The sequence below is a fragment of the Bifidobacterium mongoliense DSM 21395 genome, assembly GCF_000741285.1.
Taxonomy (GTDB): Bacteria; Actinomycetota; Actinomycetes; order Actinomycetales; family Bifidobacteriaceae; genus Bifidobacterium; species Bifidobacterium mongoliense.
Genome location: NZ_JGZE01000004.1, coordinates 100074 through 125220, shown reverse-complemented (window position 1 = coordinate 125220; position 25147 = coordinate 100074). Strand labels below are relative to the sequence as shown.

Sequence of the window (25147 nt, the reverse complement as noted above, 5' to 3'; positions counted from 1 at the left end):
GACCATCGCATATGACCATCGCATGCACCGCTCAGGCGAGCGCCTTGGTGAAGTCCTGCGTCAAGGCGTCCATCCAGTCCAGCAGGTTGGTGTACTGCTTGGGCATCTGCTCGGTGAGGTTCACGATCGGCACATTCGACTTCTTGGCCGCATCGGTGAGCTTGTTGGTGACCGAATCGGCCTCCTGGCTGTTGAAGACGAGCATCTTGATGCCGCCCTTGCCCAGCGCGGTCGTGAACTCGAGGATGTCGGAGGCCGACGGTTCGCTCTCGTTCGCCGAAGCCTGGGCATAGCCGTGAGGCGTGGCATCCTTCATGCCCAGATCATCGGCGAGGTACCAGGCGACGGACTCGGTGGCCGCATAGGACACGCCCTCCGTCTTGCCGCGAGCGTCCGAGATCTTCTTCTCGAGAGCGGCTTCCTTGCCGTGCCAAGCGGCGTTCTGCGTCTCGAAATAGCTCTTCTGGGAGGGCATGGCCTTTTCATACGCCTTGGTGATGGCATCGGCGGTCGTCTTCCTCACATCGGCGGAGAACCAGACGTGCGGGTTGTCCCCGGCCTTCTTGCCGTCGGTCGCGCCGGCATCCACGAGCGTGGCCTTCGTCGACTTGGCGGCCTTGGAGGCCCACGGGTCGTAATCCGCACCGTTGACGACGATCACGTCGGCGGCGGAGATCTTGCTGATATCGGCGGTCGTGGGCTCGTAATCATGCGCCTCGACGTTGGTGTTGCTCATGATGGAGGTCACCTTCACCTTGGAGCCTCCCAGCTCCGAAGCCACGGAACCCCACTGGTTGATGCTCGCCACGACGTTGATGACGCTCTTGGCGCCCTTGTCCGCCGAGGAGTTCGAAGAGCTCCCGGAACCGCCGCAGGCGGCCATCGCGAAGGTCGCAGCCGAAGCCGCCACCACCGCTACCATACGAGTCGCACGCTTCATCCATGCCATGCTCATAGTTATGTGCTTCCTTTTCCATTGCCCGCCACGCCGTGAAACGTGCGGTGGTGAGGACGGGCGGATCGGGTCCCGGCGGGACCGTGGCATCACCCATCACGTGATATATCACCTTTATAGTGATATCCGTTATCAGTATAACACGAGTGCCGACTTCTCACTCACCCGCCACGGCGCCCGGTTCCAGATCGGAACCCGTTCCCCTTCCGCGACCGACCAGCACACGTCGCGCTCATGTCGTGCGCAAGCCATGTTCACGCCACCGTCATCCATGTGGTGAAGGCGTCATGCTGGTCCAGCCACGCCCGCTCGGGCAGGCGCATCTCGGCGTCGGTGAGCGGCAGAGCCCGCAAGGCCTCACACCAGGTCTCGGCGGTTTCGCCGGCACCAGCGGTACTGGGAGCGTGCCCCACGCCCACCACGACCATCAGCTCCGTGCCCGATGATTCACCCGCATCGGCGGTTACCAGCCGGTCCGAAACCACGCCGTCGGCCGCCGCATCGACGTACGCCGCACCACCATGCGCAAGACCGTCGTGCGTCACACCGCCGTCACGCAATGCACCGTCGTCATCCAACCCACCAAGGCTCGAGGCGTCGGCATCGGCCTCATCGACCACCGCGATCTCCGACCCCCGTGGGTCAGCCTCCCAGGCGAATACGGAGAACGGCTTGTTCGGGACGGTGAACCGCCCACGGATATGCATCGGCGCCGCTTCACGCTGCAGGAATTCCGACAATCTGCCGGGGTGCAGGGGCCGCGACGTCCGGATGCTCATCGCGACCACCCCCGGGGCCAGGGTGGCAACCGTCCAATCTGCAGCGGTATGGGCATCGGCACCGACGGACTCGTCGCCATGCGCAGCGGCGTGATCATGGCTCATGGGCATGCCCTCGGCACCCGGACGACCCGTCTCGCTCGACGCGGCCTCCGCATCGCCCGTATCCCCGCCACCGTCCTGGGCCAGCCGATCGAGGCCATCGAGATCGGCGGCCGTCGCATCCCCATGCACCTGCGCGCCGACGCACACCAACGTCCGCACCACTTCGGCGACCTCATCGCCCCGCGCCGACCGAACCTCGGGCCGCGCATGAGACTCCGTCCGACCGCCCGTGGATGCGCCACCCCCCGGCAGCAGAAGCACATGATCCGCCTCGCCCAACAAAGCGGCGAACGCCTGACCGACGCAACGCCCGTCGTCATACCCCTCGACGTCGCCCGACCAATCGAAGGAATCGGCGTCGAACAGCCGATCCAGCAGACCATCGGTCCGGGCGACATCGACGACGGCGGCCACCCGCATGCGGCGGCTCGGAGCGCGATCGCCCACATGACGATACGGATCGTCTCCGAAGGACTCCTCCATCGTGAACGACTCATCAAGATACCTCGCCACCGGGGCCGCCTCCATGCCGCCGGGCAGCACGACGATGGCGTCGCCGGCATGGCACATCCCCTGCAACACGGTCAGGACGTCGCGCTTCACGGTGCACGTCAGGCAGCAGCCATCCAACGGAACGGCGACGGTATCGTCGGGCGCAGCGGACCACGCATCGTCGCGGCGGGAGACGGTGCGGAAGACACCAAGCCCCTCGCCGGCCGCACCCTCAGCCACCGGCGCATCGTTCGCATACCGCCGCACACGGTACGAGACGACCGGAGCCGCGGGATCGTCGGCCACGAGCATATGGGCCGTCATCGCCATGACCGCCTCGTCCATTCCCGTCATGACATAGACACGGCGGGCATCCGGACGAGCGGCGACCCGTCCTTCATCTGAGGACCGGACCGAATCCTCCGGACGCTGCGTGGACGGGAAGTCACTGGTGTCGTGCATAACGCACCCTTTCAGCTCAATTTGCGATAATGGTTCTCATTAGTTATGATGGCATGCATGTCCAAATCATGTCAAATCCTGGGCACGCATCTGAGCTTCGGCAACACCGTGTCCCATTCACATATCCGTACACGTCGGCGATTCCTGCCCAACCTCCACCGCAAGCGGTACTGGGCCCCATCGCTGCAGCGCCACGTCACGCTCATGGTCAGCGTCAAAGGGATGAGGACCATCGACCGGCGCGGCATCGACGCCATCGTGCAGGAGCTCGCCGCCCGCGGAGAGCTGTGAATCGAAGTCGTCGCGCCGCAATGCGCTCAGCGATATCGGCTCGCCGTCATGCACTGAGTGCCGTTCCCGCGGTTCATTTATCCGGTGCAGTTTCTGTTGCGTCACCCACACCGCACCGCTTTGCCTAGTGTCATTTACTCAATGTCATTTACCCAGTGCCGTTGTATATAAGGAGAACCCATGGCATCACGTTCAGCCGCGAACCGGCCCGTCATCACAATGCGCTCCACCGAAGGGACGGGATCGACCTACACGACCACGAAAAGCCGTCGCAACACGCCCGACCGCCTCGAATTGGTCAAGTTCGACCCGGTCCTGCGTCGTCGCGTCACCTTCCGCGAGACCCGCTGACCGGTCCGCCCACACCCACCATCTCAAGAAAGCAGGATCGCATCCATGGCGAAATCCAGCAAGATCATGAAACAACGCCAACGCGAACGGATCGTGGCCCGTTACGCCGAGCGCCGCGCCCAATACAAGCATGACAGCGTCAGCCCCCACCTCAGCCCCGAACAACGGGCCGAGGCCATGGCCGCGCTGCACGCCCTGCCGCGCGATGCCAGCCCCACCCGGCTGCGCAACCGCGATTCGACGGACGGCCGGCCGCGCGCCTATCTGCGCAAATTCGGCCTGTCCCGCATCACCATGCGCGACAAGGCCCATCGCGGCGAACTGCCAGGAGTCACCAAATCGAGCTGGTGAGGCCGCACCCACCACTTCCCCGCCGATGCCCACGAGACACACGGCACGCAACACCCAAGAAAGGCACATCATGCAGCACGGCATACATCCGGCCTACGGATACGTCGTATTCCAGGACCAATCGACCGGATCCGCATTCCTGACCAGGTCGACGCTCGTGGCGAGGGCCGACACACTGCCGACCATCACCTGGACGGACGGCGACACCTATCCACTGGTCAGCGTCGAGGTCTCCTCGGCCAGCCATCCGTTCTACACCGGCAAGAACACCGTGATCGACACCGCCGGCCAGGTCCAGAAATTCCGCCGCCGATACGGCATGGGCCGCAAGGCCTGAGCGGGTACGGGCGCGGGCGCTCGTGCTATGGGGCATTGCCTCTGGTCGACATCCGGCGGTTCGCCGGTGCTGTCGGTATTCGGGTATTCGGTTTTCCGGATACCCGGCTATATGGCAATTCGGCTACCCGTCTACCCGTCTACCCGACATCCGCCGGCTACCCCGCATCCCCGGTTATTCATACAACAGTAAGGAACGACGATGAAGGTCAAATCATCGATACGCTCGTTGGCGCGCAAGGACGGATCCACCGTGGTCCGCCGACGCGGCCACCTGTACGTCGTGAACAAAAAACACCCCAACTTCAAAGCGAGGCAAGGCTGATGGCACTTCCCAAGACCAGAACATCACGGGCGAACACCCACGCCGGACGATCACAGTGGAAGGCACAGGCCGTCGATCTGGCGACCGTGACCACGCCCGAAGGCGAGACCGTGCGTGTCCCGCAACAACTCGCTCAAGCCGTGCGCAAAGGCTACGTGAAGCTCTGAGCGCGACTGTGCACAAACCCAGTCAACCAACTCGGGCCGGGGCCGCATATCATTACGGCCCCGGCCCGAGTCGTATGCGAGCCACACCAGTCTGACTCGCACGCATCGAATCATTCGACCACATGCGGCGCCAAGACACTAGGCATTCGATACGAGTACGTAGAGTCCAGGAATGAATACACGCGCCGAACTGAAGAAGTTTCCAAGATACCTTGACGCCCATCTTGCAAGGAACGTTGTCGATCACCCCGATAACCCCTGCTGCCGCGACCCCGGCGACCGGCGCAATCCCGGGAGAGAAATCAATGTTGACCCATATATTGCCGCCGTGATGCGATCACGAAAGATGCTCACCTTTGCCGGGCTCACGGCGCTGCACATGCTCGGATTCCCGGAACTCAGACACATGGCCGGCACACGCTACCCCATCCAAGTCTGCGTGTCCGATCCCAGCACCCGATCGAAACTCACCGGTGTGGATTTCCTGTGCTGGCCGCTGCCGTACGAAGCCTCGGTGTATGAACTAGGGGAAAGAACTATCCGTATCGTTGACCCGATCACGGCATGCCTGCAATCGCTGAGATTTCTCGACCATATTGAGTCCGTCGTAATGTTCGATTCCTTACTCAGCCGCCATAGGAGTAATCGCGCACCCAAGCTTGCCATGCTCGAAACACTGATTCTAGGTCCTCAACGATTCAAAGGCAAAACCACTGGAAAATGGGCTTTGAGGCGCACGAGGGGAGGCACGGACTCCCCCATGGAAAGTCGTGTGAGGATCAAACTGCAACAGAGCAGGTTCCCCGAGCCCGTCATCAACCACCCAATCCTGCACCCCATCACAGGAGAACGATGGTTCGCCGACATGGCTTACCCACGGCTTAGAATCGCCATTGAATACCAAGGTATCGAATTTCACGCAACGAGAGCGGGCCTCGAACGGGACAGCAGAAAAATATCGGGATTACAGGGGCTCTCCTGGAACGTGATTCCCCTGACCGCAACCGACGTGTTCAGCCGTAGGGGCTGGGAACGCTTCACAGATACCCTCAGGGCCGTAATCCGAGCCCAATCGAAACGAGTTTGCAAGTTTTGAGAACTGGTCGAAGTACACAAGGCCGTTTTCTGCCTCATTCCAGTCGATTTTTCAACGATTTCGGACTTTGCTACTTTGTCAAGTTCTCAAAACTTGCAAACTCGTGCCACACCCGGCCTTACTCCGAAAGTTAGATGCAGAATAGCGCGGAGTTCCACTCTTCGCTGGTGTGAAGTGGGGGACATCGCACACGGATGACACCTTTATCGAAGAGCAAACAAAAAACCGAACCGTTGAAACTCAACGATTCGGAATGATTGGCTGGGGTACCTGGACTCGAACCAAGAACAACAGTACCAGAAACTGCCGTGTTGCCAATTACACCATACCCCAATGGCTCAGATACTCCATTCGTTTCCGAACGGGATACCTTGCGTACCTCCAACCGGATTTGAACCGGTGTTGGCGCCGTGAGAGGGCGTAGTCCTAGACCGCTAGACGATGGAGGCTTAAATTATCTGCCACCTTCTCAGGCAACAGCTAATGACTATACCCAGTGACGCCGGTTATATCAAACCGGCGTGTCGAACGTCAGGCCGACGGTAACACGTGACCAGCACCGAAGACGAGGCCTGCGGCAACACATGGCAGGTGCGGAAGACGAGGCGAGTGTCGGACACACGGCTGGCGGTAAGACGCGGCAATGTCGGAGACAACACGAGACCGGCACCGGCCATACACGGTTGAGACGAAGCACCGACCGCATGCGGTTGAGACGCACGGCCGGCACAAGTCCGGAAACTCACCGAACGCCGGCAGCCCTCACAGATGAGCGCGCAGACCGCGCAGACGCGCCAAGGTCAGGGGCTTGCCGATGATGGCCATCGACTCGAACAGCGGGGGCGAAACGCGGCGTCCGGAGACCGCCACGCGAATCGGGCCGAAGGCCAGGCGGGGCTTGATGCCCCCCTCCTCGACCAACACGCGATCCAGGAGTTCGTGCAGCGAGTCGGTGGACCATGCGGCGTCGTCCACGCCTTCGAGCGCGGCGATCGTCCGGTCGAGCACGTCGGCGGCGGAATCCTTGAGCTGCTTGCGGGCGTCGGGCGCGGGCTCGATGTACTCCTCCCCGCTCAGCAGGCTCGCCACCATGCCGGAGACCTCGCCGAGGAGGCGCACCCGGGGCTGGACCAGCGGCGCGGCCGCTTGCAGCACCTCGCGCTCACGGTCGGTCAACGCATCCCACGAGTCGGCGGAGACGACCCCGTCGCGATGCAGGTACGGCACCGAGCGGTTGAGGAAGTCCTGCGGCTCGAGCATGCGGATATGCTCCGCGTTGATAGAAATGGCCTTGTCGATGTCGAAGTGGGCGGGATTCGCCTTCACGTCGCGCACGTCGAAGTGCTCGACCATCTCCTCCATGGAGAAGACGTCGCGATCGGGGGCGATGGACCAGCCGAGCAACGCCAGGTAGTTGAGCAGTCCCTCGCGGATGAAGCCATGGTCGCGGTGGAGGAAGAGGTTCGACTCCGGGTCGCGCTTCGACAGCTTCTTCTTGCCCTTGCCCATGACGTAGGGCATGTGGCCGAACAACGGCATCTCCTTGGCCACGCCAAGCTTCATGAGATAGCGGTACAGCACGATCTGGCGCGGAGTGGAGCTGAGCAGATCCTCGCCGCGCAGCACGACGTTGATGCGCATCATGGCGTCATCGACCGGGTTGGTGAGCGTGTACAGCGGGTCGCCGTTGGGGCGCACGATCACATAGTCCGGCACGGAGCCAGCCTTGAATTCGATGCGGCCGCGGATGAGATCGTCGAAGGCCACATCCTCATCGGGCATGCGCACGCGTAGGGCGGGCTTGCGGCCCTCGGCGCGGAACGCCGCCTTCTGCTCGTCGCTGAGATCGCGATCGTAGCCGTCGTAGCCAAAGGCCTTCGGCCGGCCGGCAGCCACATTGCGTGCCTCGATCTCCTCGGAGGTCGAGTAGGACTCGTAGGCGTAGCCGGCCTCGAGCAGCCGCTTCGCCACATCGGCGTAGATCTCACTGCGCTCGGACTGGCGGTACGGCCCGTCGGGGCCACCGACCTCGAGGCCCTCATCCCAGTCGATGCCGAGCCAATGCAGGGCATCGAGAATCTGGTCGTAGCTCTCCTCGCTGTCGCGATGCGCATCGGTGTCCTCGATGCGGAACACGAAGGTGCCGTGTGTGTGACGGGCCTCCGCCCAGTTGAACAGGGCGGTGCGAATCATGCCCACATGGGGCGTGCCCGTCGGGGAGGGGCAGAAACGAACGCGTACGTCGCGTGGCATCTCGGGGATATCGTCATGTGCGTTTTCGGCTTGTGTCATAGGCCCTATTGTGCCGCGCAACTCGGACGTGGCGGCAGCCATCGACCGTTCGCCCACGACCGACGGCCCGATGGCGACCTGGGAGGCTATACTCGTCGGTGTTCGCGTGGCTGGTGGCAGCAGCCGCGCATAGCTAGCACAGACCACTATTCCGTCCCGAAGCGCCGCATGTCGAGCGTGGCGGGACAAGCGGCCCGGCACATCACGCGGACTCCTCACCTTTCCGCGCCGACGCGCCGGGCCATGATTTCGCGCACGTCGCGAAGACAAGGTGAACGCTTATGCGTCAGGCATTGCATACCATCATCCGTTCCGCCGCAGCGGCATTCGCCGCCGCTGCACTGATCGCCCCGATGGGCGGGTGCGGATCCGATACCGCCACGGATTCCGGCTCCGGCACACCGAAGATCTCGTTCATGCTCGACTGGACGCCGAACACCAACCACATCGGACTCTACGTCGCCCAAGAACTGGACTACTTCAAGCAGTCCGGCGTCGACGTCTCCATCCTGCCCACCGCACAGGCCGGCGCGGAGACGAGCGTCGAGAACGGCGTGGCGAACGTCGGCTTCACCACCCTGAGCAACGTCGCGGCCTTCAACGCGAAGGGGGCCGACCTCTCCTTCGTCTTCGACCTGACGCAAAAGCCCGCGGCACGTTGGTGCGCGCTCGCCAGCCGCAAGGACATCGTCACCCCCAAGGACCTCTCCGGCAAGACCTTCGTCAGCTTCGGCTCGGCGGAGCAGAACGCCGTGGTGGCCCAGATGATCAAGCACGCCGGCGGCACGGGCAAGTTCTCGACCGCCACGGCCGGCACGAACACCTTCTCGACGCTGACCAGCGGCAAGGGCGACTTCGGCGGCTTCTACGCCACATGGGAAGAAGTGCAGAGCAAGCTCGACGGCCCCGCACTGCACTGCTTCGTCGCCTCCGACTGGGGCGTGCCGGGCAATCCGGACCAGCTGGGTTACGCCGTGAAGGCCTCCTGGCTCAAGGATCCCCAGCACCGAACCGCGCTCACCTCGTTCCTCACCGCCGCGCGCAAGGGATACGACTACGCCCTGAGCCACCCCAAGCAGGCCTCCGACATCCTCATCAATCGCAACAAGTCCGCACTGCTCGACCCCGCGCTGGTGAACGCTTCGATGGACGCAATCATCAAGCAGCGTTACTGGAGCACCGACGACCCGAAGCGCATCGCCGCCGCCACCGATCTCAGCCAGGCCCAGCCCTACCTCGACTTCCAGTACCACGCCGGCACCTACCGTGACAACGACGGGCACAACCCGGCGAGCGCCCCGAAGGCCGCCGATCTGGCGACCAACGAGTATCTGCGGTGACCACGCCCGTACTGGATCGGGCCGCCATGGACGACGCCCCGAGCGGCCATCACGGCCCGGGCAACCCAGGCAACCCGGGCAACTCGATGTCCCCGCACCGCCGACACGCGGCCATCGCGAGCGCCGTATGGCCACCCACCGTCAGCATCGTGCTGCTGCTGGTGGCGTGGGAGGCATCGGTGCGCTTGGGCTGGGTCAGCGAGCGCACCTTAGCCTCGCCCACCCAGATCGTGCGGTCGATGGCGGATACGTGGCCCGATCTGCTCGCAGCCACCGCGGTCACCACCTACGAGACCGTGCTGGGATTTCTCATCGCCGTGATTTCGGGCATCCTGATCGGCGTGGGCCTCTACCGCTTCTCACTGTTCAACCGGGCGCTCTATCCATTGCTGGTGGCCGCCCAGACCATTCCCCTCATCGCCATCGCCCCTTTGTTCATGATCTGGTTCGGCTTCGAACCCACGGGCAAGGTCGTGCTGGTGGCTGTGTTGGCCGTCTTCCCCATCGCCGTGCAGACCTGCCGGGGGCTGATCGCCGTCCCCCGCTTCTACGAGGACGTCGCGCTCACCTGCGGGGCCACGCCCGCCTGGACCCTGTGGCATGTGAAGCTGCGGGTCGCGGGGCGACAGGTCTTCGGCGGCATCCGCATCAGCGCGGCCTATGTATGTGGCACGGCCGTCACCGCCGAGTATCTCGGAGCCCGCAACGGACTGGGCATCTGGCTGCAGGCGGCGTTCAACTCCTTCCGCACCCCGCCGATCTTCGCCGCCGCGCTCGTCATCATCCTCGAGACGGGTGTCCTGCTGGCGCTGGTGAGTCTGTGCGAGCGGCTCATCCTCGGGGCCGACGGCGAGACCCCTCGGCATGACCGCAGCCGGCGTGCATCATAGAACCCGGCTCGCGTGTCCGGTGGTGCCGGGCGATAATCCGGGAACTGCTACGCGATAGGGCCGGGCACCGCGTCCCCGCCGCGGATCTTCGCCTGTGGACTGAATCGATGCACTGACCTCATCATCTGCGACAATGGGGCAACAAGGGAGCGTATCTCCATCAGCGATTGCTATGGAAAGGAAGATCGATGACGAACGAACATATTGACCCCAATGGCACCGGAGCGGACTCCGAGCCACAGGCTCCCGGACAGCCTTACGGCCAGCAGTACGGACAACCGTACGGGCAGCCCCAGGTCCCTCCGCAGACCACTCCCCAGACTCCGCAGTATGGCCAACCGTCCTACGGCCAACCTGGTTACAGCCAACCTGGGTACGGCCAACCCAACGCCGGTGGACCGAACTACGGCCAACCCGCCGGCACCCCGATGTGGCAGCAGGCGGGCCTCACCATGGGTGCCGCACCGGATACGATGGTGCCCCCGCTGAACAAGCCCTATTACGGGTGCCCGCCGCAGGAAGCCGTGACCCGATTCTTCCGCAAGTACGTGGTGTTCAGCGGACGCGCCTCACGCAGTGAGTTCTGGTGGGCGATTCTGGGGTATGTCATCGTCAGCGTCGTGCTGTCGTGGCTCGGTGAGATGTCGCGCAATGGTCTTGATTGGCTGTCCTCATTATGGAGTCTGGCGACCTTCCTGCCCATGCTGGCCGTACTGGTGCGACGCCTGCACGACTCAAACCGTTCGGGTTGGTGGGCCGCCCTGCCCTCGGGACTTTCCTTCGCAGGCTTATTCCTGGTCTTGATCGGCGCAGCGCAGTTCATCTTCGGCCTCGGCTCCGCGTTCGGCATGCACACCGGCTCCTCGGACTGGGCGCGAACGATTGGTATCGGCGCGCTGATCTGGATACTGCTGGCGGTGCTGTGCTGGGTGGCCTCGCTCATCAGCTGGATCATCTTCGCGACGGCCTCCAGCAATCCGGCCGGCGCCAGGTTCGACGACGACGCCCAGCCTGCAGGAATGCCACCCTACCAGTACGGCGGTTACCCGCAGGGACCGGGCACCATCCCCACCCCCGGCCCTCAGCGGTGAGGCATGTCGCCGCCTGATTCGGTGCCGGAGCCCTCCGGCACATGCGCGAATTTGGCGGCCAACGCCTCCCGATTCCTGCGGGCGTCATCCTCTTTCGCCCGCTTCTTCGCCTCCTCGGGATCCCACAGCAGATCCTCACGGTGACGATCCCATTCGGCGCCGGCAAGCGGGGCGATGCACCGGGCGAACTCCTCCGCGCCATGACCGCCGAGCGACACGACCTTCTCATGCACGGCGAGCATATCGAGAAACTCACGCCTCCCCCAGTAGACCGGCGGGATGGCCAGACGCTCGCACAATTCGGCCGCATACAGCATGACCGGCAGCACCATGTGGGCACGGCGCAGCCCGGCGGCGGTGTCATCACCACGATCGGCGGCGGGAATGCCGTTCTCGATGACGCCCATCACCCCATTGCAGGCCGTCGCCACCGTGGCGAAACGCTGGGCCACCGCCTCGATGTCGACTCCGCCGTCGACCGTACGCATACCGGCGTCGAGTGGCCGGGTGCCGTCGCCGTCGCCATCACTCGCAGCGGCCCCCGGGACGTCACCTGATCCGGACGCCGACCCCGGAACGGACGCGCCGATACCTTCCTCGATGTAGGCGAGTGCCTCGGCCACGGCGTGCACGGTGTCCTCATCCCACGCGACCTTGAGTGCGCCGGCGGCCCTCATCACCAACGTCGTATCCCCCGTGGCCGAATATCCGGCCACCGTGTCGCAGGCCTCATTGGCGGCGAGCAGCGCCTCGACGATCTCCTGGGGGCGGCCGGGTATCTCGTCGGCGCCTTCATACACGAATTCGGCATCGGGCATCGTCACCTCCTGGCCCGTGATCAGCCCCGCGATGGCACGGGTGACCCGCACCTGCCTATTCTCCGTGTACTGGGCATCATGGCCCAGCTTCACCGCGTCGAGCGGCCACAGATCCATAAGCCGGACCCCCGCGACGGCAGCCTCCCGCACCTCATCCAGCAGCGCGACCCGCGCTATCGAGGCGTCCTCGAAATCCAATGTCGCCGATGCCATATCAGCTCCTTTGCTTGACGTCGTGTGTCGCCGCATCCGCGGCCCGATACCACTGTAATCCACAAATACAGGAACCCCGCCCGACCACCGACCGACTCATTCGACGTCCGCAGCGGGGTCCGCGTATGCGATGCCGACCACGCGACCGGTCTCACTGTCGTAGGAGATCGAGGTCACCGACGCGAGAGCCGTGTGGCGCAGCAGCATGTTGTGCTCCGGGTGCCCCGTCTCCAACAGATGCCGGTAGGACCATATCGGCGACTCATGGCTGACGACGATGAGATGCTCGCCGGGGTGGCGCCACACCTGCTCCTGAGCGAACCTGCCGACCCGGTCGGCGATGCTCGCGTAACTCTCGCCCCAACTCGGCTTCCACAGGTTATTTACCAGAGCGAGGTTGCGGCCATGCCACAGCGCCCCGTCACCGTGCCCGATCCGCCGGCCGCGGAACTCGTTGCCCGCCTCGATGAGCCGGTCGTCGGTGACCAGATCCAGCGTCGGCAGCCCCTGTTCTGCCCGTCGGGCGTTGAGGGCCGTAAGGATCTCCTCGGCGGTCTCGCGCGTGCGGTCCAGCGGCGAAGCGTAGACGGTCGTGGAGCGGCTCATGTCCGGATCGGCCGCGATGAACCGTGCCGTGGCACGCGCCATCCGGCGACCCCGGTCGGAGAGATGGAATCCGGGCAGCCGCTCGTAGAGCAGATGATCCGGATTGAACACCTTGCCATGCCTCACGAAATGGATGGTGGTGATGGGCATGCCTCAAGCCTTTCGACACTGGTCCGGCGCTCCTCGGACATGGCCGGGAAAGCCGGAAATCGGATTTCGCTCCCGGTCCCAATCTAGCGCGTGTCATGACCTTACCGGCGATTACAGTTGCTGTGTCTTCGACGCGGCGGCGCCGCACGGCCGCACCCGCCACCCACCCATCCACCCACCTCGACCATCGATCGCCAGGTCCTACGGAAAGGAGCCATCATGGTTCACCCCACCATCGCAGGTCTCAACGCGGCCGTACGCCGCCTGTTCGGCGGATATGCGGAACTGTTGCGCATGCCGCACGCGGCGCGCTTCTCGATCGGCTCCGTCATCGCCTGCATGCCCTTCCCCATGGTCGGCATGACCATCACCATCGCCGTGCAGCATTACTACGGCAACTACACGCTCGCCGGCTCACTGACCGCCGTCCAGGCGATCGCCCTGGCCGTCACGGGTCCGGTGCTGGGCAAACTGGTCGATAAATTCGGTCAGCATCAGGTCTCGATCCCCACCATCCTCGTCTGGATCGTCGCGGCGATGTCCCTGGTCTCGTGCATCACGGCCCGCGTGCCCGCGTGGATCCTGTACTGCATCGTCCCGTTCATGGCGGCGATACCGCCGTGGGGCGCCATGAGCCGCAGCCGCTGGACGCATATGCTCAAAGGCGACCGGGTGAGGACGGACCGGGCGTTGGGCCTATCGGGCGTATTCGACGAGTGCATGTGGGTCATCGGCAACCCCCTGGCCTCGGGTCTGGCCGTCATCTCGGGCATCCTAGCCTTCTCGTTCACCGGATTGTGCGTCGTGATCGGCGCACTCATGTTCCTCACGGAACTGACGACGGAGCCGCCGAGCCAGACCACGCTCGCACGCCAGGCGGGCATGACGCGCGCCGAGTACCGGGCACGCGAGGACCAACGGGCGGCCATGCTGCATAACGACACGGGCAAGGGCACGGGCAAGGCCCGGAGCTCGATCTGGGGACCGGGGCTCATCGCGGTCTGCGTCACCTGGTTCGGCCTGGGGTCCTTCCAGTCGGCGGCAAGCATCTCCATCATAGCCTTTGCGACGGAACAGCAGATGAAGCAGTACACCGGTCTTGTCTTCGCGTGCTTCTCCCTGAGCTCGCTGATGGGCGCCTTGGTCTACGGCGCGAAGAACTGGGTGATCCCCCTGTGGAAGCGCTTCTATTTCTGCCTGGCCGTGGTTGATCTGGGCATCGGTTCATTCCTGTTCGCCCGCCACCTGTGGGTGATCATGATCATCTATCTCATCATCGGCGTATGCCAGGCGCCGACCTGGATCAACGGGAACCAGCTCATGCTGCACCTCGTGCCACCCACACGCTTCACCGAGGGGATGGCCTGGATGGGTGCGATGAACGCCGTGGGAGGTTCGGCGGGATCCGCGATCGCCGGCGTCTTCATCGACCGCCATGGCTCGCAGGGCGGATTCCTCGTCGTCTCGGTGCTGGCGATCCTCTCGCTGGTCCTGGCCTTCATCGGCTTCCGCCAGATCAAGGAAGGCACCGAGACCCCGACGCTCACCGCGATCGAGGTCTGAACCCGGTCCGGCATCACGCACGGATGTCGTCGATGCGGAGCCGGGCGCCCATTGCCAGGCGACTATTGCCGTGCGTTCAGTGCTTCATACTGATCGCTTCATACTGATCGCCTGATACCCAGCGCCCATCCGCTCATTGCCATCCGTGCGGCGTATGCTCCATGGACCAGCGTCCCAGACGATGCGCGAAACTACGCTCCCACTTCGCCTGCAACTCGGCCTCGGTGAGCCGGGCATCCTTGCTCTTGAGGCGATTCATGGCATTGGTGTGGGTGTCGTCGAGCAGCCACTTGCGGATGATGAAGTTCCACACCATGACGACGGCCGTGGCGACGAGCTTGCCGATGTTCGTGCGCAGCAGGTACTCCGCATGCTGCGAAACGTACGCATCGTGGTTCATGCCGTAGGTGCTCAGCCAGATGATGACGTCGTTCATGAACAGTCCGGCCGCGGATGCGACGAAGAAGATGAGGATCTCCATCCAGCGCGCCATGTCGTCGCGGTGCTTGAAGACGTATTTCATGCTCGCCAGATAATTGAATACCAGCGAGACGAGGAACGAGATCGTGCCGGCGAGCACGTTGTGCATATGGAAGACGCCGACCAACAGATTGAGGATGCCCCAATCGATGACGAAGGCGATGGCCCCGACGATGCCGAACTTGACCAGCTGTTCAATCAACTTTTTCACAGTCCTCCATTTAACACGGGCTGCCTGATAACCGTGCTGCACGATATGAGCCCTGCCCAATATGCGCACAGCGACGGTGCCCGCATCGGACGACGCCCTCCCTCCTTCCGCATCGGCGTATAGGCTGGGGAACGACGCAGCATATGCGACGCGGCGCATCCCGGCGATGCCCACCAGCGTCGTATGAGCGCGACGCCGCACCACGCGCGGTGTCGCCTCACCATCACGTTGCGCAAGTCACAAGGAGGAACCATGCCGGTCATTCACACCCACGTTTCGGTGAGCACGACGCACGAGCAGCGCGAAGCCCTCAAGGCCGCCTACGGAGCGGCCATCACGGCCGTGCCGGGCAAGTCGGAGGGGTGGCTCATGTGCCCCTTCGAGGACGATATGCCGATCTACTTCGCCGGCGACGACACCAAGCCCGCGGCCTACGTCGAAGTCAACGTCTTCGGACGGTCGGTGCCCGGCTCGGCCTGGGAACATCTGACGGAGGCGATCATGGCCGCCCTGCAACAGGAACTCGGCATCCCGCAGGACCGCACGTACATCCGCTACACCGCGACCAGTGACTGGGGCTGGAACGGCTCCAACTTCTGAGCCGTTCCCGCGTGGTGCCGGTCGTTCCCCCGTCGGTGCGGGCGGCTGGCGACCACGCTCGTCCCGAGACGATCCCCTGAGCCGTTCCTCAGACGATCTTCGGCATCGGGGTGGTCAGCGAGGTCGTCAGGTTCACCTGCACCACACCGGCCCCGGCGTGCACCTCGACCTTCTTCAGGGTCACGGTGCGCCGGTCCTCCGGAGCGGAATCGTCATCGGTCATCGTGGCCGGTGATTTCACGGCCACGAAGGCGAGGTCGTCGATGCTCAGGCCCAGTTGCGAGCACAGCTCGTCGGCATCGGACAGGGAATCGACGAATCCATCCCTGAGCCGCACGCGGTCGGCGGGGACGCCGTAGGCGTGTTCGGCGATCCACTTCGCGTTCTCGATGAGCGACATGCCGCGGTGGCTGTGCCGCTGTGCGGGAGCCGATCCCGCCTCGAGCGTCCTGACGAAGGGGTCGAGCTGCTTGACCAAGGCGTCTCCGCCGTCACGGAACAGGTTGCCGATGATGGGCTCGCGGAACTCGGCCTCCTTGGCCGTGGCGCGCAGCTCCTCGACCTGTCCATCCTCGCCTTCCCACAGGTTGATGAGCGGGAACGTGGGAATGTCCAGCATCTCAAGGCGCTGGACATGGAACGGGTAGCGCCACGACAGCGTGGGGTCGTCGCGCCAGGTGGTGGCGCGGGTGACGATCACGGCGGCCGCAGGCCATTGGGCGCCGTATTCGCGGCAGGCGATGTCGAGCCACTTCTGGGCCCCGGCGTCGGCGCCGTATCCGGCCTCGACCACAACGACGTCATGCAGGGCGCAGGCCATCCGCACCGACACCAGCGAGGGGATGCCGAGGGAGACGTTGGCGAAGGGTCCGCAGTGCACATACACCGGCGACCCCTGACGGGTCTGGGTCCTGGCGGGCTTGACGGCATCGGTCAGGATGTTGGTGATGCGCCACAGGTCGATGAAGGATCCGAACGTGACCGGAACCCCGTCCTTGGTACCGGCGACCATGACCGCGACCCGTTCGCCGATCTCCTCCATGGAATGCGACAGCACGACGATCTGCATGAGCTCGCAGGTCGGGGTGAGCACGACGCGTTCGGCCACATCGCCCTTGCCGTGATCAACCGTGATATGACGCAATGAGCGTGAGGGCACCTCGCTGACACGGGGGACGAGGATGGTGTCGATGAGCCCGTCGTCAATGGCCTTCTCGGCGAAGGAGACGAGCAGGTTCTGCGCGGCTTCGATGGCGCCCATCTCGCCGCACAGGCCCCAATCGACCAGTTCGGCATGCTCCAGGGAGGCCTTGCCGCCGCCCGAGGCGCCGCCCTTCGAACCGGCGGCGGTGATACCCATGCTGGGTTGACGCAACACGGCGGCGGCGTCGATGCCCCGTGCGCGCAGGGCGTCGATGAGGGCGATGGTCGTGGTGGTTTTGCCTTCGCCGCGCGAGGCCTTGAGCGGGGTGTCCGCCGTCACCATCACGATCTTGCCGTGGCGCCTGGGCTCGTCGGGGTGCTCGTCGAGATGCTTGAGATAGCCGAACGCGTCCATTTTCGACATGGGGCCGTACTGGGAGGTGAACTGATCGATCAACGTCATGTGTCCTACTTTCCACGGCGGCTCGGCGCCCCCGCATCGGGTTTTCGACGGCCGTCACACTACGGCGGCCAAGCATCTACGGCCGGTCAGGCCCCGGAAGACGGGATCCGACCGGCGATCTTGTGGGTGGGTACGGGAGGTCAGTTGTCGGAACGGTTGAACCCGTTGCTCATCTTCATGCTCGTCGTGTAAAGCACGGAGTCGAGCAGACGGTCGGTCTCGAGCTTGAGATGGTCGGCCATGGCCTGGTTCGCGGCGGCGAGGATCTCACGAACCTCGTCGTTATCGGTCGCGGCGACGATATCCGCGGGCTTCATGGGATCCACGTCGGCGGGCGCATCGTCGACGTCAGCGTCATTGGACTGCGTGCCATCGGACTTGCGGGCGGTCTTCGCCGTGACGTGGGTCTCATCCGGTCCGCCGAGACGCCCGACCTGTTCGTCGGTCGCCTTCACCAGCCGGTGGCCCATCGCGCCGGTCTCCTGCTGGTAACGCTCGATGGCGTTGACGGTGTCCGAGAACGCCGCGTTGCCCAGCGCCGCGATGATGCGGTTCGCCCAGTAGAAATTCTCCGAGGTCACGCGGGTGGTGGTGTCGGCGAGATAGTCCGGCGTCACGTTGACGTTGGGATAGAACGGCGCCAGGGTGTTGAAGGCGTTGGACCCATAGGAGATCCATTGCAGGGCGCGGCTGGCCTGGGGCCGGTAGGGGCGGATCTGCAGTACGGACAGCTGGCTCTGCCGGTTGATGCCGATGGTGCGGAACATGTGGCGGGTGTGCTCGTCGCCCAGCTTGCCGTAGGGGTCGTAGGGCGTGCCCTGATAATGCGAGCTGAGCACGTATTTGACGTCTTCGATCGTCACCTTGCGCTCGGGCTGGCGACCCCATGGGATGTCGTCGCTGTCCGGCCGATGGTCGGCGTCCGGGCCGTCCCACACCTCGTCATACGGGTTGAGGAACCGTTGCATGAACCAGGCGCGCGGCGTGTTGTAGACATGATCCGAATCCGAATGCGAGCCGAAGGCATCCCGCGGATTGAGGGGACTGGCCGATTCCACGGCGAGGTCCAGATGGTTGTCCTCGATGAACGCCTCGAGATCGGCCGAGCACATATGCGAGCGCCGATCACCGAACGCATCCTCAAGATCGAATTCGTCGATGCCCAGCTGGTTCGGCATGGTCACATAGGCTTCGTCGGGCACGCGCTTGGCGATCCAATGATGACCGCCCACGGTCTCCAGCCACCAGATCTCGTCCGCGTCGCTGAATGCGACGCCGTTCATCTCGTAGGTGCCGTACCGCTCAAGCAGGGCACCGAGCCGCAGCACGCCCTCGCGGGCCGTAGCGATGTACGGCAGGACGATGGTGAGGAAGTCCTCCTCGCCGATGCCTCCCGCGACCTCGGGTTCGTACCCGTCCTGACCCGGCTGGCCCTTGGCGGGCGCGTATTGCACGAACGGATCGGCGCCGAGCACACGCTCGTTGGTGGTGAGGGTCTCCGTGGCGCTCATGGCCACGTTGGCGGCGTTGACTCCCGCCTCGCCCCAGACGCCCTCCTTGAGATCGGCGTTGGGCATGGCCGTGTACCGCATGGGATCGTCGGGCAGATCGATGTCGAGCCGGCCCAACACACTGCGGTAGTGCCGCGGCTGATCCTGCGGGCCGACGACGACGAAGCGCTTGGGGTTGAACTCGCCGTTGGCTGAATCCTCGTTGCGCGCGATAATGGTCGAGCCGTCATAACTCGCGTTCTTGCCTACCAGAATGGTGGTGCAGGCCATGGATGCCGTCCTTCTTTCCGTGATGTACCGTGACGTCACTGCGTCATCTGCCCGGAACATGTAACCGGGTGATGTGACTGCGTGCTATGCCTCTAGGATAAAGCCCGCACGCTACGACCGCGCCGTACCGGTTCAGGCGCGTTTCGGTGCCGGAGCGTACGCCAGGACGATGCCGCCCTGGTCCACGCCGCGACCGTCCGCCTCACCCCGACCGGGCAGGGCATGCAGCAGTTCGTTGAGCCAGAAGCCCTGCCGCAGGTTCGGCAACGGTTCGGCGGTCGCCCAGACCCGCAGCACGTACCCGTGCTGCGCATCGGGGGGCTGCGGTCCGTTGTACCGCATCGTCACCTGAGGATTCGTCCCTCCCACCATCGAGCCTGCGGAGGAGTTCCTGCCCTGCAACGCCTCGGGGATCATGGAGGGCATCGCACGGGAGAAGTCGGGCGGGATCTGCAACGCCTTCGAGTCGTTGAAATCGAACATGAGGGCATCGACGGGAACGTTGGCCACCGCCCAATGAATCCATTCGAATCCGCACACGGGGATCGAATCGGGATCCACCAGCTCCCAGTGCAGGTAGTGCATGCCGGGTTCAAGACCTTCGACGTAGAAGGGGAAGGACACAACGGGCACGCCATCGACGAGATTGGTCTCGGGCGCACGCGCGGCGAACTCATCAGGGACCGTGGTGAAATCAGCTGAAACTCTCATGCTCCCAGTATCGCCCATCGCACTGACCGGTGTTCACGCCGTCGGACGAATCGAGACCCGACGCATCCGGTACCGGTGACGGTGCCGGTCGCAGCGCGGTGCTGCGCCGACGACCGACGCACCGCACCGTCTAGAACACCAACGAGCAGAAGAGCGCCTCGAAGACCAGCGTCGGGTTGCCGTTGCCCGCCAGCCGACGCCTCGCGACGGCGATGCGTTCGAGCCGCCGAACGGCTTGTTCGCGGCTCATCCGCGCCGACAATTCGGTGATTGCGGTGCGGTTCTCCAGATTGATGAGGCCGACCGCATCCTCGGCGTCGTTCTGCAGCACGGCGACGTCGCGGTACACACTGGCGACGGAGTTGAGCGCGCGGTCGAGCACATCACGGCTGCGGCGGGTGGTGCGCCGGCGCAGTTCATCCTTCTTGCCGATCGCATGGTAGGCCCCGCGCAGCTTGGGCGGTATGCGGTCCTTCTCCCCCAACCCGTTGATGCGCCGGAAATCGGCCTCCTGCACGGCCGCAAGACGTTCGACATCGGCGGCCGCCTGCGCGTTCGCACTGTCGATGAGACGACCGGCCAACAGCACGGCGTCGGAGGCCCGGGCCAGGGTGAGCACGCCGACGACGAGTTCGTCGCGATCGGACATCACCTGATCGTCGCGGGCGTACATGCGCGCGATGCCGATATGGCCTTCGGAGAGCCGCGCGGCCCGCTGGGCGAGGGAGGGGGCGACCCCGTCACGCTCCTGTAGGAACCGGGAGACGGCCGCTTGGGTGGGTACCGCCAAATTCACGATGCGGGTGCGCGAACGGATGGTGGGCAGCACGTCCTGCGGGCTGGGGGCGCACAGCAGCCAGATGGTGTGGGCGCTGGGCTCTTCGATCTCCTTGAGCAGCACGTTCGTGGTGCGTTCGAGCATGCGGTCCACATCCTCGATGAGGATGACCCGCCATGGGGCGGTGACGGGGGTCTGCTCCGCGGTGGCGATGATGTCGCGCACTTCGTCGATGCCGATAGTGACCTTGTCGGTCGCCAACAGGGTCAGATCGGGGTGGGTACCCGCCAGAATCTGCCGAGTGACCGCCGTGGGCTCATCCGACATGCCATGATCCGGGCTCTCAAGCGCCGCCGCGAAGGCGCGCGCCACATTCGAGCGCCCCGAACCCGGAGGGCCGCAGATCAGCCAGGACTGCGTGATGGCCGACGGGTCGCCTCCGGCCACGGCCTTGAGTTGCTCGACGACGCGATCCTGGCCAACGATGGAATCCCAGACGCTCATCGCGACCCCGCTCTCCGCGACAAGGTCGCTGGCGTCGTCGGCAGGGAACCGGACACCTGCGACGAGCGCAACCCATCGAAATCCTCACGGATGCGTTCCCAGACCTCATCCACGCCCCCGCGCGCGTCGATGACCAGGAACCGGTCGGGATCGGCCGCTGCCAGATCCAGGAAGGCCCGGCGGGTTCGTGACTGGAACTCATCGCCGGCCGCCTCCATGCGGTCCTCGTCGTGGACGAGCCGCCGGTGCGATTGCGCGGGGTCCATATCAAGCAGATAGGTCCGTCGGGGCATGACCCCGTCGGCGGCCCACATGTTCAGGCGCCTGACGTCGTCGAGCGTCAGCTCACGTCCGCCCGACTGGTAGGCGAGAGAGGAGTCGAGGTACCGGTCCGTGATCACCACACCCCCACGCCGCAGGACGGGCGCGATGACCTGCGATACATGCTGCGCGCGATCGGCGGCGAACAACAACGCCTCGGCACGGGGACCGATATCCCCGGTTTCGGTGCCGTCGGCGCCACGGACCCCATGGAGCAGCATCGCGCGGATGGCGAGGCCGAGGGCGGTGCCCCCGGGTTCCCGCGTCAATACGGTCTCGGTGCCGTCACAGGACGCATAGTCGCGCAGTCGCTCGGCCTGCGTCGTCTTGCCGACGCCGTCGACCCCCTCGAACGAGACGAACAGTCCCGCGGTCATGAGGCCGCGACCGCCGATGAGGAACGGGACGATGCCGCCTTGCCCGTCGTACCGCCGGAAGTCTTCCTGGCGCCAGAGGCCTTGCGGGTCGTGGTCGTTGTGGCCGCCGTCTTGGCCGCCGCCGTCTTCTTGGCGGTCGTCTTCTTGGCCGAGGTCTTCTTCGCCGCAGTCTTCCTGGCGGAGGTCTTCTTGGCGGTGGTCTTGCGGGTCGACGTCTTGCGCGACGATGCGGAACGCCGGCCACGACGCTTCGTGGGACCGGCGGCGCGTTTCTCGGCCAGCAGCCTCATGGCCTCTTCGACGCTGATCGATTCCGGCGTGTACTGCTTGGGCAGGGTCCGGTTGGTCTCCCCATCGGTGATATACGCACCGTAGAACCCGTCCTTGATGGTGACGGTCTTGCCGTTCTCCGGGTCCTGTCCCAGCTCGCGCAGCGGCGGCTTGGCGGCTCTCCGGCCACGCCCGCGGCCGTACTTCGGCTGGTCGAACAACGCTTTGGCGCCGGCGATGTCGACGGTGAAGATCTGGTCCTCCCCGCTCAGCGAACGCGTCTCGGTGGAACCATCCGCGGCCGTCTTGGTGAGGTACGGGCCGTAGCGACCGTTGCTCGCCGTGACGGTGGCCTGTGACACCTCGCCCGTCTCGGCGTTGGTCTCCTCCACCGTGCCTACCGTGCGGGGCAGGTTGAGCAGGCTCAGCGCCTGTTCAAGCGTGACCGTTTCCGGGGTCATGGTTTTGAACAGCGACGCCATCTTGGGGCGCGGTTCCGCCGGCTTCTTCGAGGAGCGCTTCGTGGATGACTTCGCCGCAACTGACTTGGATGCAGCCGACTTCGAAGCCGTGCCCGCTTCCTTCGCGGATGTTCCGCTCTGTCCCGCAGCTTGCGCATCCGGAGCCGTGACCGGCATGAGCGCGACGTACGGGCCGAATCGGCCATTGCGCACTTCGACCGTGCCGCCGGTGACGGGGTCCTTGCCCAGCTCGCGCGGACCGGAAGCGTTCTTCTCGATGATGTCGCGCCCGGACTCAACCGTGAGCTCGTCGGGGGCCACGGTGTCGGGCAACGAGGCGTGCCGCGGCTCGCCGTTCTCATCAAGGTTGTGCGTGTCCTCGAGATACGGACCGAAACGCCCGACCCTGACGTGCAGCCCGTCGCCGATGTCGATGGTGTTGATCGCGCGCGCATCGATCTCGCCGAGCTGCGCGACCTGCTGCTGGAGGCCTTCATGCGCCTCCTCGGCGTTCTTCGCACTGTCGGCGCCGGAGCCGAAGTAGAACCGGGTGAGCCACTGCGTGCCGGTCTCCTTGCCGTGCGCGATCTGATCGAGCCCATGCTCCATATCGGCGGTGAACCGGTAGTCCACATACGTGGGGAACTTGGTTTCCAACAGCTTGGTGACGGCGAAGGCGAGCCAGGAGGGAATCAGGGCGCGGCCCCGCTCGTAGACGTATCCGCGATCGATGATCGTCGAGATGATGCTGGCGTAGGTCGACGGCCTGCCGATCTCCTTGGCCTCCATCGTCTTCACGAGCGAAGCCTCGGTGTAACGTGCCGGCGGCTGCGTCTCATGACCTTCGGCTTCGACGCCCTGCGCGCGCAGGGTATCGCCCTCACGCATCGGGGGCAGGGATTCATTCCGGTCGGGGTCGGCATGACGCTCGGCATCGTCGCGGCCCGCAGATGCAGTGGACGACGCCTGGGCGCGAGACGACGTGGCTTTAAGGAAGCCCGGGAACTCGATGACGGTGCCGGAGGCGTGGAAGATCGCCTCGCCGCGGTCGCCGCCGTCCGCACGCAAACGCACGGTAGCCGTCGATCCGATGGCATCGGCCATCTGCGAGGCCAGAGTGCGCTGCCAGATGAGCGTATACAGCCTGAGCTGATCCGGCGGAACCTTGCCGGCGAGCGCCCGTGGATCGCGGAACTGCGATCCGGCGGGACGGATGCACTCATGCGCCTCCTGAGCGCCGGCGGTCTTCGTGGCGTACTGCTTGGGCGCGTCCGAGAGGAACTTCGGGCCGAAATGCTCACTCACGGATGCACGTGCCGCGGCGATGGCCTCCTGGGAGAGCGTCACCGAATCAGTACGCATATAGGTGATGTATCCGTTTTCGTACAACCCTTGGGCCGCGCGCATCGTCTGGCGCGAACTCATCGACAGCCGGTTGCCGGCCGCCTGCTGCAGCGTCGAGGTGGTGAACGGAGGCAACGGGCGACGCCGGTACGGCTTGGATTCGGTCGACACGACCGTGAACACCGCATCACCCAGCGTGGCCGCCAACGCCGTGGCGCCTGCCTCATCGAGGCGGCACACCGCATCGCGACTCGCGGCGGGGGTGAGCTCGCCGTTGTCCGAAAAGTCCTTGGATCCCGCGAGACGATGACCATCGAGCGACACCAGGCGGGCCGCGAAATCAACGTCCTGGCCCTGGCTGTCCGCAGCGCGCAGCGCGGCGCTCAGATCCCAGTACGAGACGCGCACGAACGCCATGCGTTCGCGCTCGCGCTCGACGATCATGCGGGTCGCCACGGACTGCACGCGGCCGGCCGACAGGCCCGGACCCACTTTGCGCCACAGGACCGGGGACAGTTCATACCCGAAGAGACGGTCGAGCACGCGGCGGGTCTCCTGCGCATCGACCATGTGATCGTCGACCTCACGAGTCTTGTCCAGCGACGCCTTGATGGCCTCGGGCGTGATCTCGTGGAAGACCATGCGCTTGACGGGGACCTTGGGTTTGAGCGTCTGCACGAGATGCCAGGCGATCGCCTCGCCCTCGCGATCCTCATCGGTTGCGAGGAAGAGTTCGTCGGCGCGTTTCAGGGCGGCTCGCAATTCGGCCACCGTCTTCTTCTTCTCGGCGCCCACCACATAATACGGTGCGAATCCGTCGTCGACATCGACGCCGAATCTGCCGAATTTGCTCTTTTGTGCGGCGGGGATCTGGCTGGGTTGGGCGAGATCGCGAATATGGCCCACCGAGGCCATCACGGTGTAGCCCTTGCCAAGGTATCCCCCGATTTTCTTCGCCTTGGTCGGAGACTCCACGATGACGAGCTTAGTGCCGGTTGCCATTTGCCCCTCCTTGTTCATGGGTCGTTCG

General features: G+C 64.6%; 24 protein-coding genes and 2 tRNA genes. 12 read left to right on the top strand and 14 right to left on the bottom strand.

The window, feature by feature from the left end; all coding sequences use genetic code 11:
* Positions 1-31 precede the first annotated feature (31 nt).
* The gene (locus tag BMON_RS03005) at positions 32-949 is read right to left on the bottom strand and encodes a metal ABC transporter solute-binding protein, Zn/Mn family (RefSeq protein WP_081882835.1); all 918 of its coding nucleotides are present in this window, start codon (positions 947-949) and stop codon (positions 32-34) included.
* Between the two features lie 260 nt (positions 950-1209).
* Entirely contained in the window at positions 1210-2793 is a 1584-nt protein-coding gene (locus BMON_RS09185; protein WP_051917818.1) for a hypothetical protein, read from the bottom strand.
* A 57-nt stretch (positions 2794-2850) separates the two neighbouring features.
* Here BMON_RS09185 and rpmB point away from each other — a divergent pair, with 57 nt between their 5' ends.
* From rpmB to BMON_RS02965, 7 genes are all read left to right on the top strand, one after another.
* Entirely contained in the window at positions 2851-3084 is a 234-nt protein-coding gene (gene rpmB, locus BMON_RS02995) for a 50S ribosomal protein L28 (protein WP_033512646.1), read from the top strand.
* 180 nt (positions 3085-3264) lie between these two features.
* Positions 3265-3435 (top strand): 50S ribosomal protein L33, encoded by a 171-nt coding sequence (gene rpmG, locus BMON_RS02990; RefSeq protein WP_033512533.1) that lies wholly within the window; start codon positions 3265-3267, stop codon positions 3433-3435.
* Positions 3436-3480: 45 nt separating this feature from the next.
* Positions 3481-3786, top strand: a complete 306-nt coding sequence (rpsN, locus tag BMON_RS02985) for a 30S ribosomal protein S14 (protein ID WP_033512532.1) — start codon at positions 3481-3483, stop codon at positions 3784-3786.
* 70 nt (positions 3787-3856) lie between these two features.
* Positions 3857-4123 (top strand): type B 50S ribosomal protein L31, encoded by a 267-nt coding sequence (locus BMON_RS02980; protein ID WP_033512530.1) that lies wholly within the window; start codon positions 3857-3859, stop codon positions 4121-4123.
* 201 nt (positions 4124-4324) lie between these two features.
* On the top strand, positions 4325-4447 hold the full coding sequence (locus tag BMON_RS02975) for a ribosomal protein bL36 (protein WP_033512528.1): 123 nt from the start codon (positions 4325-4327) through the stop codon (positions 4445-4447).
* On the top strand, positions 4447-4614 hold the full coding sequence (locus BMON_RS02970) for a 50S ribosomal protein L32 (RefSeq protein WP_033512526.1): 168 nt from the start codon (positions 4447-4449) through the stop codon (positions 4612-4614). Before BMON_RS02975 ends, BMON_RS02970 begins: the two co-directional genes overlap by 1 nt.
* A gap of 172 nt (positions 4615-4786) precedes the next feature.
* Positions 4787-5710 (top strand): hypothetical protein, encoded by a 924-nt coding sequence (locus BMON_RS02965; RefSeq protein ID WP_123644364.1) that lies wholly within the window; start codon positions 4787-4789, stop codon positions 5708-5710.
* Between the two features lie 258 nt (positions 5711-5968).
* On the opposite strand, the gene BMON_RS02960 is transcribed toward BMON_RS02965, so the two are convergent.
* The 3 genes from BMON_RS02960 to gltX form a co-directional block, all read right to left on the bottom strand.
* A tRNA-Gln gene (locus BMON_RS02960) sits at positions 5969-6043 on the bottom strand.
* Between the two features lie 43 nt (positions 6044-6086).
* Positions 6087-6159, bottom strand: a tRNA-Glu gene (locus BMON_RS02955).
* Positions 6160-6472: 313 nt separating this feature from the next.
* Positions 6473-8002 (bottom strand): glutamate--tRNA ligase, encoded by a 1530-nt coding sequence (gene gltX / locus BMON_RS02950; RefSeq protein ID WP_033512523.1) that lies wholly within the window; start codon positions 8000-8002, stop codon positions 6473-6475.
* A 281-nt stretch (positions 8003-8283) separates the two neighbouring features.
* On the opposite strand from gltX, the gene BMON_RS02945 reads away from it, so the two are divergent.
* The 3 genes from BMON_RS02945 to BMON_RS02935 all read left to right on the top strand — a co-directional run bounded on the left by BMON_RS02945 (position 8284) and on the right by BMON_RS02935 (position 11323).
* Positions 8284-9342 carry an ABC transporter substrate-binding protein gene (locus BMON_RS02945; RefSeq protein WP_033512521.1) on the top strand — a complete coding sequence of 353 codons (1059 nt, stop codon included), beginning with the start codon at positions 8284-8286 and terminating at the stop codon, positions 9340-9342.
* 86 nt (positions 9343-9428) lie between these two features.
* Entirely contained in the window at positions 9429-10232 is an 804-nt protein-coding gene (locus tag BMON_RS02940; RefSeq protein WP_051917842.1) for an ABC transporter permease, read from the top strand.
* Positions 10233-10420: 188 nt separating this feature from the next.
* The gene (locus BMON_RS02935; RefSeq protein WP_051917817.1) at positions 10421-11323 is read left to right on the top strand and encodes a DUF805 domain-containing protein; all 903 of its coding nucleotides are present in this window, start codon (positions 10421-10423) and stop codon (positions 11321-11323) included.
* On the opposite strand, the gene BMON_RS02930 is transcribed toward BMON_RS02935, so the two are convergent.
* Entirely contained in the window at positions 11314-12354 is a 1041-nt protein-coding gene (locus BMON_RS02930; protein ID WP_033512519.1) for a hypothetical protein, read from the bottom strand. The two genes, BMON_RS02935 and BMON_RS02930, sit on opposite strands and share 10 nt — an antisense overlap.
* 96 nt (positions 12355-12450) lie before the next feature.
* The gene (locus BMON_RS02925) at positions 12451-13110 is read right to left on the bottom strand and encodes a histidine phosphatase family protein (RefSeq protein WP_033512518.1); all 660 of its coding nucleotides are present in this window, start codon (positions 13108-13110) and stop codon (positions 12451-12453) included.
* Positions 13111-13329: 219 nt separating this feature from the next.
* Here BMON_RS02925 and BMON_RS02920 point away from each other — a divergent pair, with 219 nt between their 5' ends.
* A complete protein-coding gene (locus tag BMON_RS02920; protein ID WP_033512517.1) occupies positions 13330-14673 on the top strand; it encodes an MFS transporter in 1344 nt (447 codons plus the stop codon).
* A gap of 133 nt (positions 14674-14806) precedes the next feature.
* On the opposite strand, the gene BMON_RS02915 is transcribed toward BMON_RS02920, so the two are convergent.
* A complete protein-coding gene (locus BMON_RS02915) occupies positions 14807-15364 on the bottom strand; it encodes a GtrA family protein (protein ID WP_033512515.1) in 558 nt (185 codons plus the stop codon).
* A gap of 252 nt (positions 15365-15616) precedes the next feature.
* Between BMON_RS02915 and BMON_RS02910 the strand changes: the two genes are divergently transcribed.
* Positions 15617-15964, top strand: a complete 348-nt coding sequence (locus BMON_RS02910) for a phenylpyruvate tautomerase MIF-related protein (protein ID WP_033512514.1) — start codon at positions 15617-15619, stop codon at positions 15962-15964.
* Between the two features lie 88 nt (positions 15965-16052).
* Here the strand turns inward: BMON_RS02910 and BMON_RS02905 are convergent, their stop codons facing one another.
* The 6 genes from BMON_RS02905 to topA all read right to left on the bottom strand — a co-directional run bounded on the left by BMON_RS02905 (position 16053) and on the right by topA (position 25119).
* Positions 16053-17570, bottom strand: a complete 1518-nt coding sequence (locus BMON_RS02905; RefSeq protein WP_033512513.1) for a formate--tetrahydrofolate ligase — start codon at positions 17568-17570, stop codon at positions 16053-16055.
* Between the two features lie 140 nt (positions 17571-17710).
* Positions 17711-19351, bottom strand: coding sequence for a C69 family dipeptidase (locus BMON_RS02900; protein WP_033512511.1), 1641 nt, complete (start codon positions 19349-19351; stop codon positions 17711-17713).
* Between the two features lie 132 nt (positions 19352-19483).
* Entirely contained in the window at positions 19484-20062 is a 579-nt protein-coding gene (locus BMON_RS02895) for a YbhB/YbcL family Raf kinase inhibitor-like protein (protein ID WP_051917816.1), read from the bottom strand.
* A gap of 130 nt (positions 20063-20192) precedes the next feature.
* Positions 20193-21344 (bottom strand): DNA polymerase III subunit delta', encoded by a 1152-nt coding sequence (locus tag BMON_RS02890; RefSeq protein ID WP_033512508.1) that lies wholly within the window; start codon positions 21342-21344, stop codon positions 20193-20195.
* Complete coding sequence (tmk, locus tag BMON_RS02885; protein ID WP_033512507.1) at positions 21341-22042, bottom strand: dTMP kinase; 702 nt, start codon at positions 22040-22042, stop codon at positions 21341-21343. Before tmk ends, BMON_RS02890 begins: the two co-directional genes overlap by 4 nt.
* Complete coding sequence (gene topA / locus BMON_RS02880) at positions 22039-25119, bottom strand: type I DNA topoisomerase (protein ID WP_081882819.1); 3081 nt, start codon at positions 25117-25119, stop codon at positions 22039-22041. Before topA ends, tmk begins: the two co-directional genes overlap by 4 nt.
* Positions 25120-25147: the final 28 nt, after the last annotated feature.

What these genes read in the sequence shown, in the direction of transcription:
- BMON_RS02920 (WP_033512517.1), top strand. Translation starts at nt 13,330, where the DNA reads ATGGTTCACCCCACCATCGCAGGTCTCAACGCGGCCGTACGCCGCCTG.
- BMON_RS09185 (WP_051917818.1), bottom strand. Translation starts at nt 2,793, where the DNA reads ATGCACGACACCAGTGACTTCCCGTCCACGCAGCGTCCGGAGGATTCG.
- BMON_RS02980 (WP_033512530.1), top strand. Translation starts at nt 3,857, where the DNA reads ATGCAGCACGGCATACATCCGGCCTACGGATACGTCGTATTCCAGGAC.
- tmk (WP_033512507.1), bottom strand. Translation starts at nt 22,042, where the DNA reads ATGACCGCGGGACTGTTCGTCTCGTTCGAGGGGGTCGACGGCGTCGGC.
- BMON_RS02890 (WP_033512508.1), bottom strand. Translation starts at nt 21,344, where the DNA reads ATGAGCGTCTGGGATTCCATCGTTGGCCAGGATCGCGTCGTCGAGCAA.
- BMON_RS02975 (WP_033512528.1), top strand. Translation starts at nt 4,325, where the DNA reads ATGAAGGTCAAATCATCGATACGCTCGTTGGCGCGCAAGGACGGATCC.
- rpmB (WP_033512646.1), top strand. Translation starts at nt 2,851, where the DNA reads ATGTCCAAATCATGTCAAATCCTGGGCACGCATCTGAGCTTCGGCAAC.
- BMON_RS02935 (WP_051917817.1), top strand. Translation starts at nt 10,421, where the DNA reads ATGACGAACGAACATATTGACCCCAATGGCACCGGAGCGGACTCCGAG.
- BMON_RS02910 (WP_033512514.1), top strand. Translation starts at nt 15,617, where the DNA reads ATGCCGGTCATTCACACCCACGTTTCGGTGAGCACGACGCACGAGCAG.
- BMON_RS02905 (WP_033512513.1), bottom strand. Translation starts at nt 17,570, where the DNA reads ATGACGTTGATCGATCAGTTCACCTCCCAGTACGGCCCCATGTCGAAA.
- BMON_RS02925 (WP_033512518.1), bottom strand. Translation starts at nt 13,110, where the DNA reads ATGCCCATCACCACCATCCATTTCGTGAGGCATGGCAAGGTGTTCAAT.
- BMON_RS02895 (WP_051917816.1), bottom strand. Translation starts at nt 20,062, where the DNA reads ATGAGAGTTTCAGCTGATTTCACCACGGTCCCTGATGAGTTCGCCGCG.
- BMON_RS02970 (WP_033512526.1), top strand. Translation starts at nt 4,447, where the DNA reads ATGGCACTTCCCAAGACCAGAACATCACGGGCGAACACCCACGCCGGA.
- rpsN (WP_033512532.1), top strand. Translation starts at nt 3,481, where the DNA reads ATGGCGAAATCCAGCAAGATCATGAAACAACGCCAACGCGAACGGATC.
- gltX (WP_033512523.1), bottom strand. Translation starts at nt 8,002, where the DNA reads ATGACACAAGCCGAAAACGCACATGACGATATCCCCGAGATGCCACGC.
- rpmG (WP_033512533.1), top strand. Translation starts at nt 3,265, where the DNA reads ATGGCATCACGTTCAGCCGCGAACCGGCCCGTCATCACAATGCGCTCC.
- BMON_RS02930 (WP_033512519.1), bottom strand. Translation starts at nt 12,354, where the DNA reads ATGGCATCGGCGACATTGGATTTCGAGGACGCCTCGATAGCGCGGGTC.
- BMON_RS02945 (WP_033512521.1), top strand. Translation starts at nt 8,284, where the DNA reads ATGCGTCAGGCATTGCATACCATCATCCGTTCCGCCGCAGCGGCATTC.
- BMON_RS02940 (WP_051917842.1), top strand. Translation starts at nt 9,429, where the DNA reads ATGTCCCCGCACCGCCGACACGCGGCCATCGCGAGCGCCGTATGGCCA.
- BMON_RS03005 (WP_081882835.1), bottom strand. Translation starts at nt 949, where the DNA reads ATGGCATGGATGAAGCGTGCGACTCGTATGGTAGCGGTGGTGGCGGCT.
- BMON_RS02965 (WP_123644364.1), top strand. Translation starts at nt 4,787, where the DNA reads ATGAATACACGCGCCGAACTGAAGAAGTTTCCAAGATACCTTGACGCC.
- BMON_RS02900 (WP_033512511.1), bottom strand. Translation starts at nt 19,351, where the DNA reads ATGGCCTGCACCACCATTCTGGTAGGCAAGAACGCGAGTTATGACGGC.
- topA (WP_081882819.1), bottom strand. Translation starts at nt 25,119, where the DNA reads ATGGCAACCGGCACTAAGCTCGTCATCGTGGAGTCTCCGACCAAGGCG.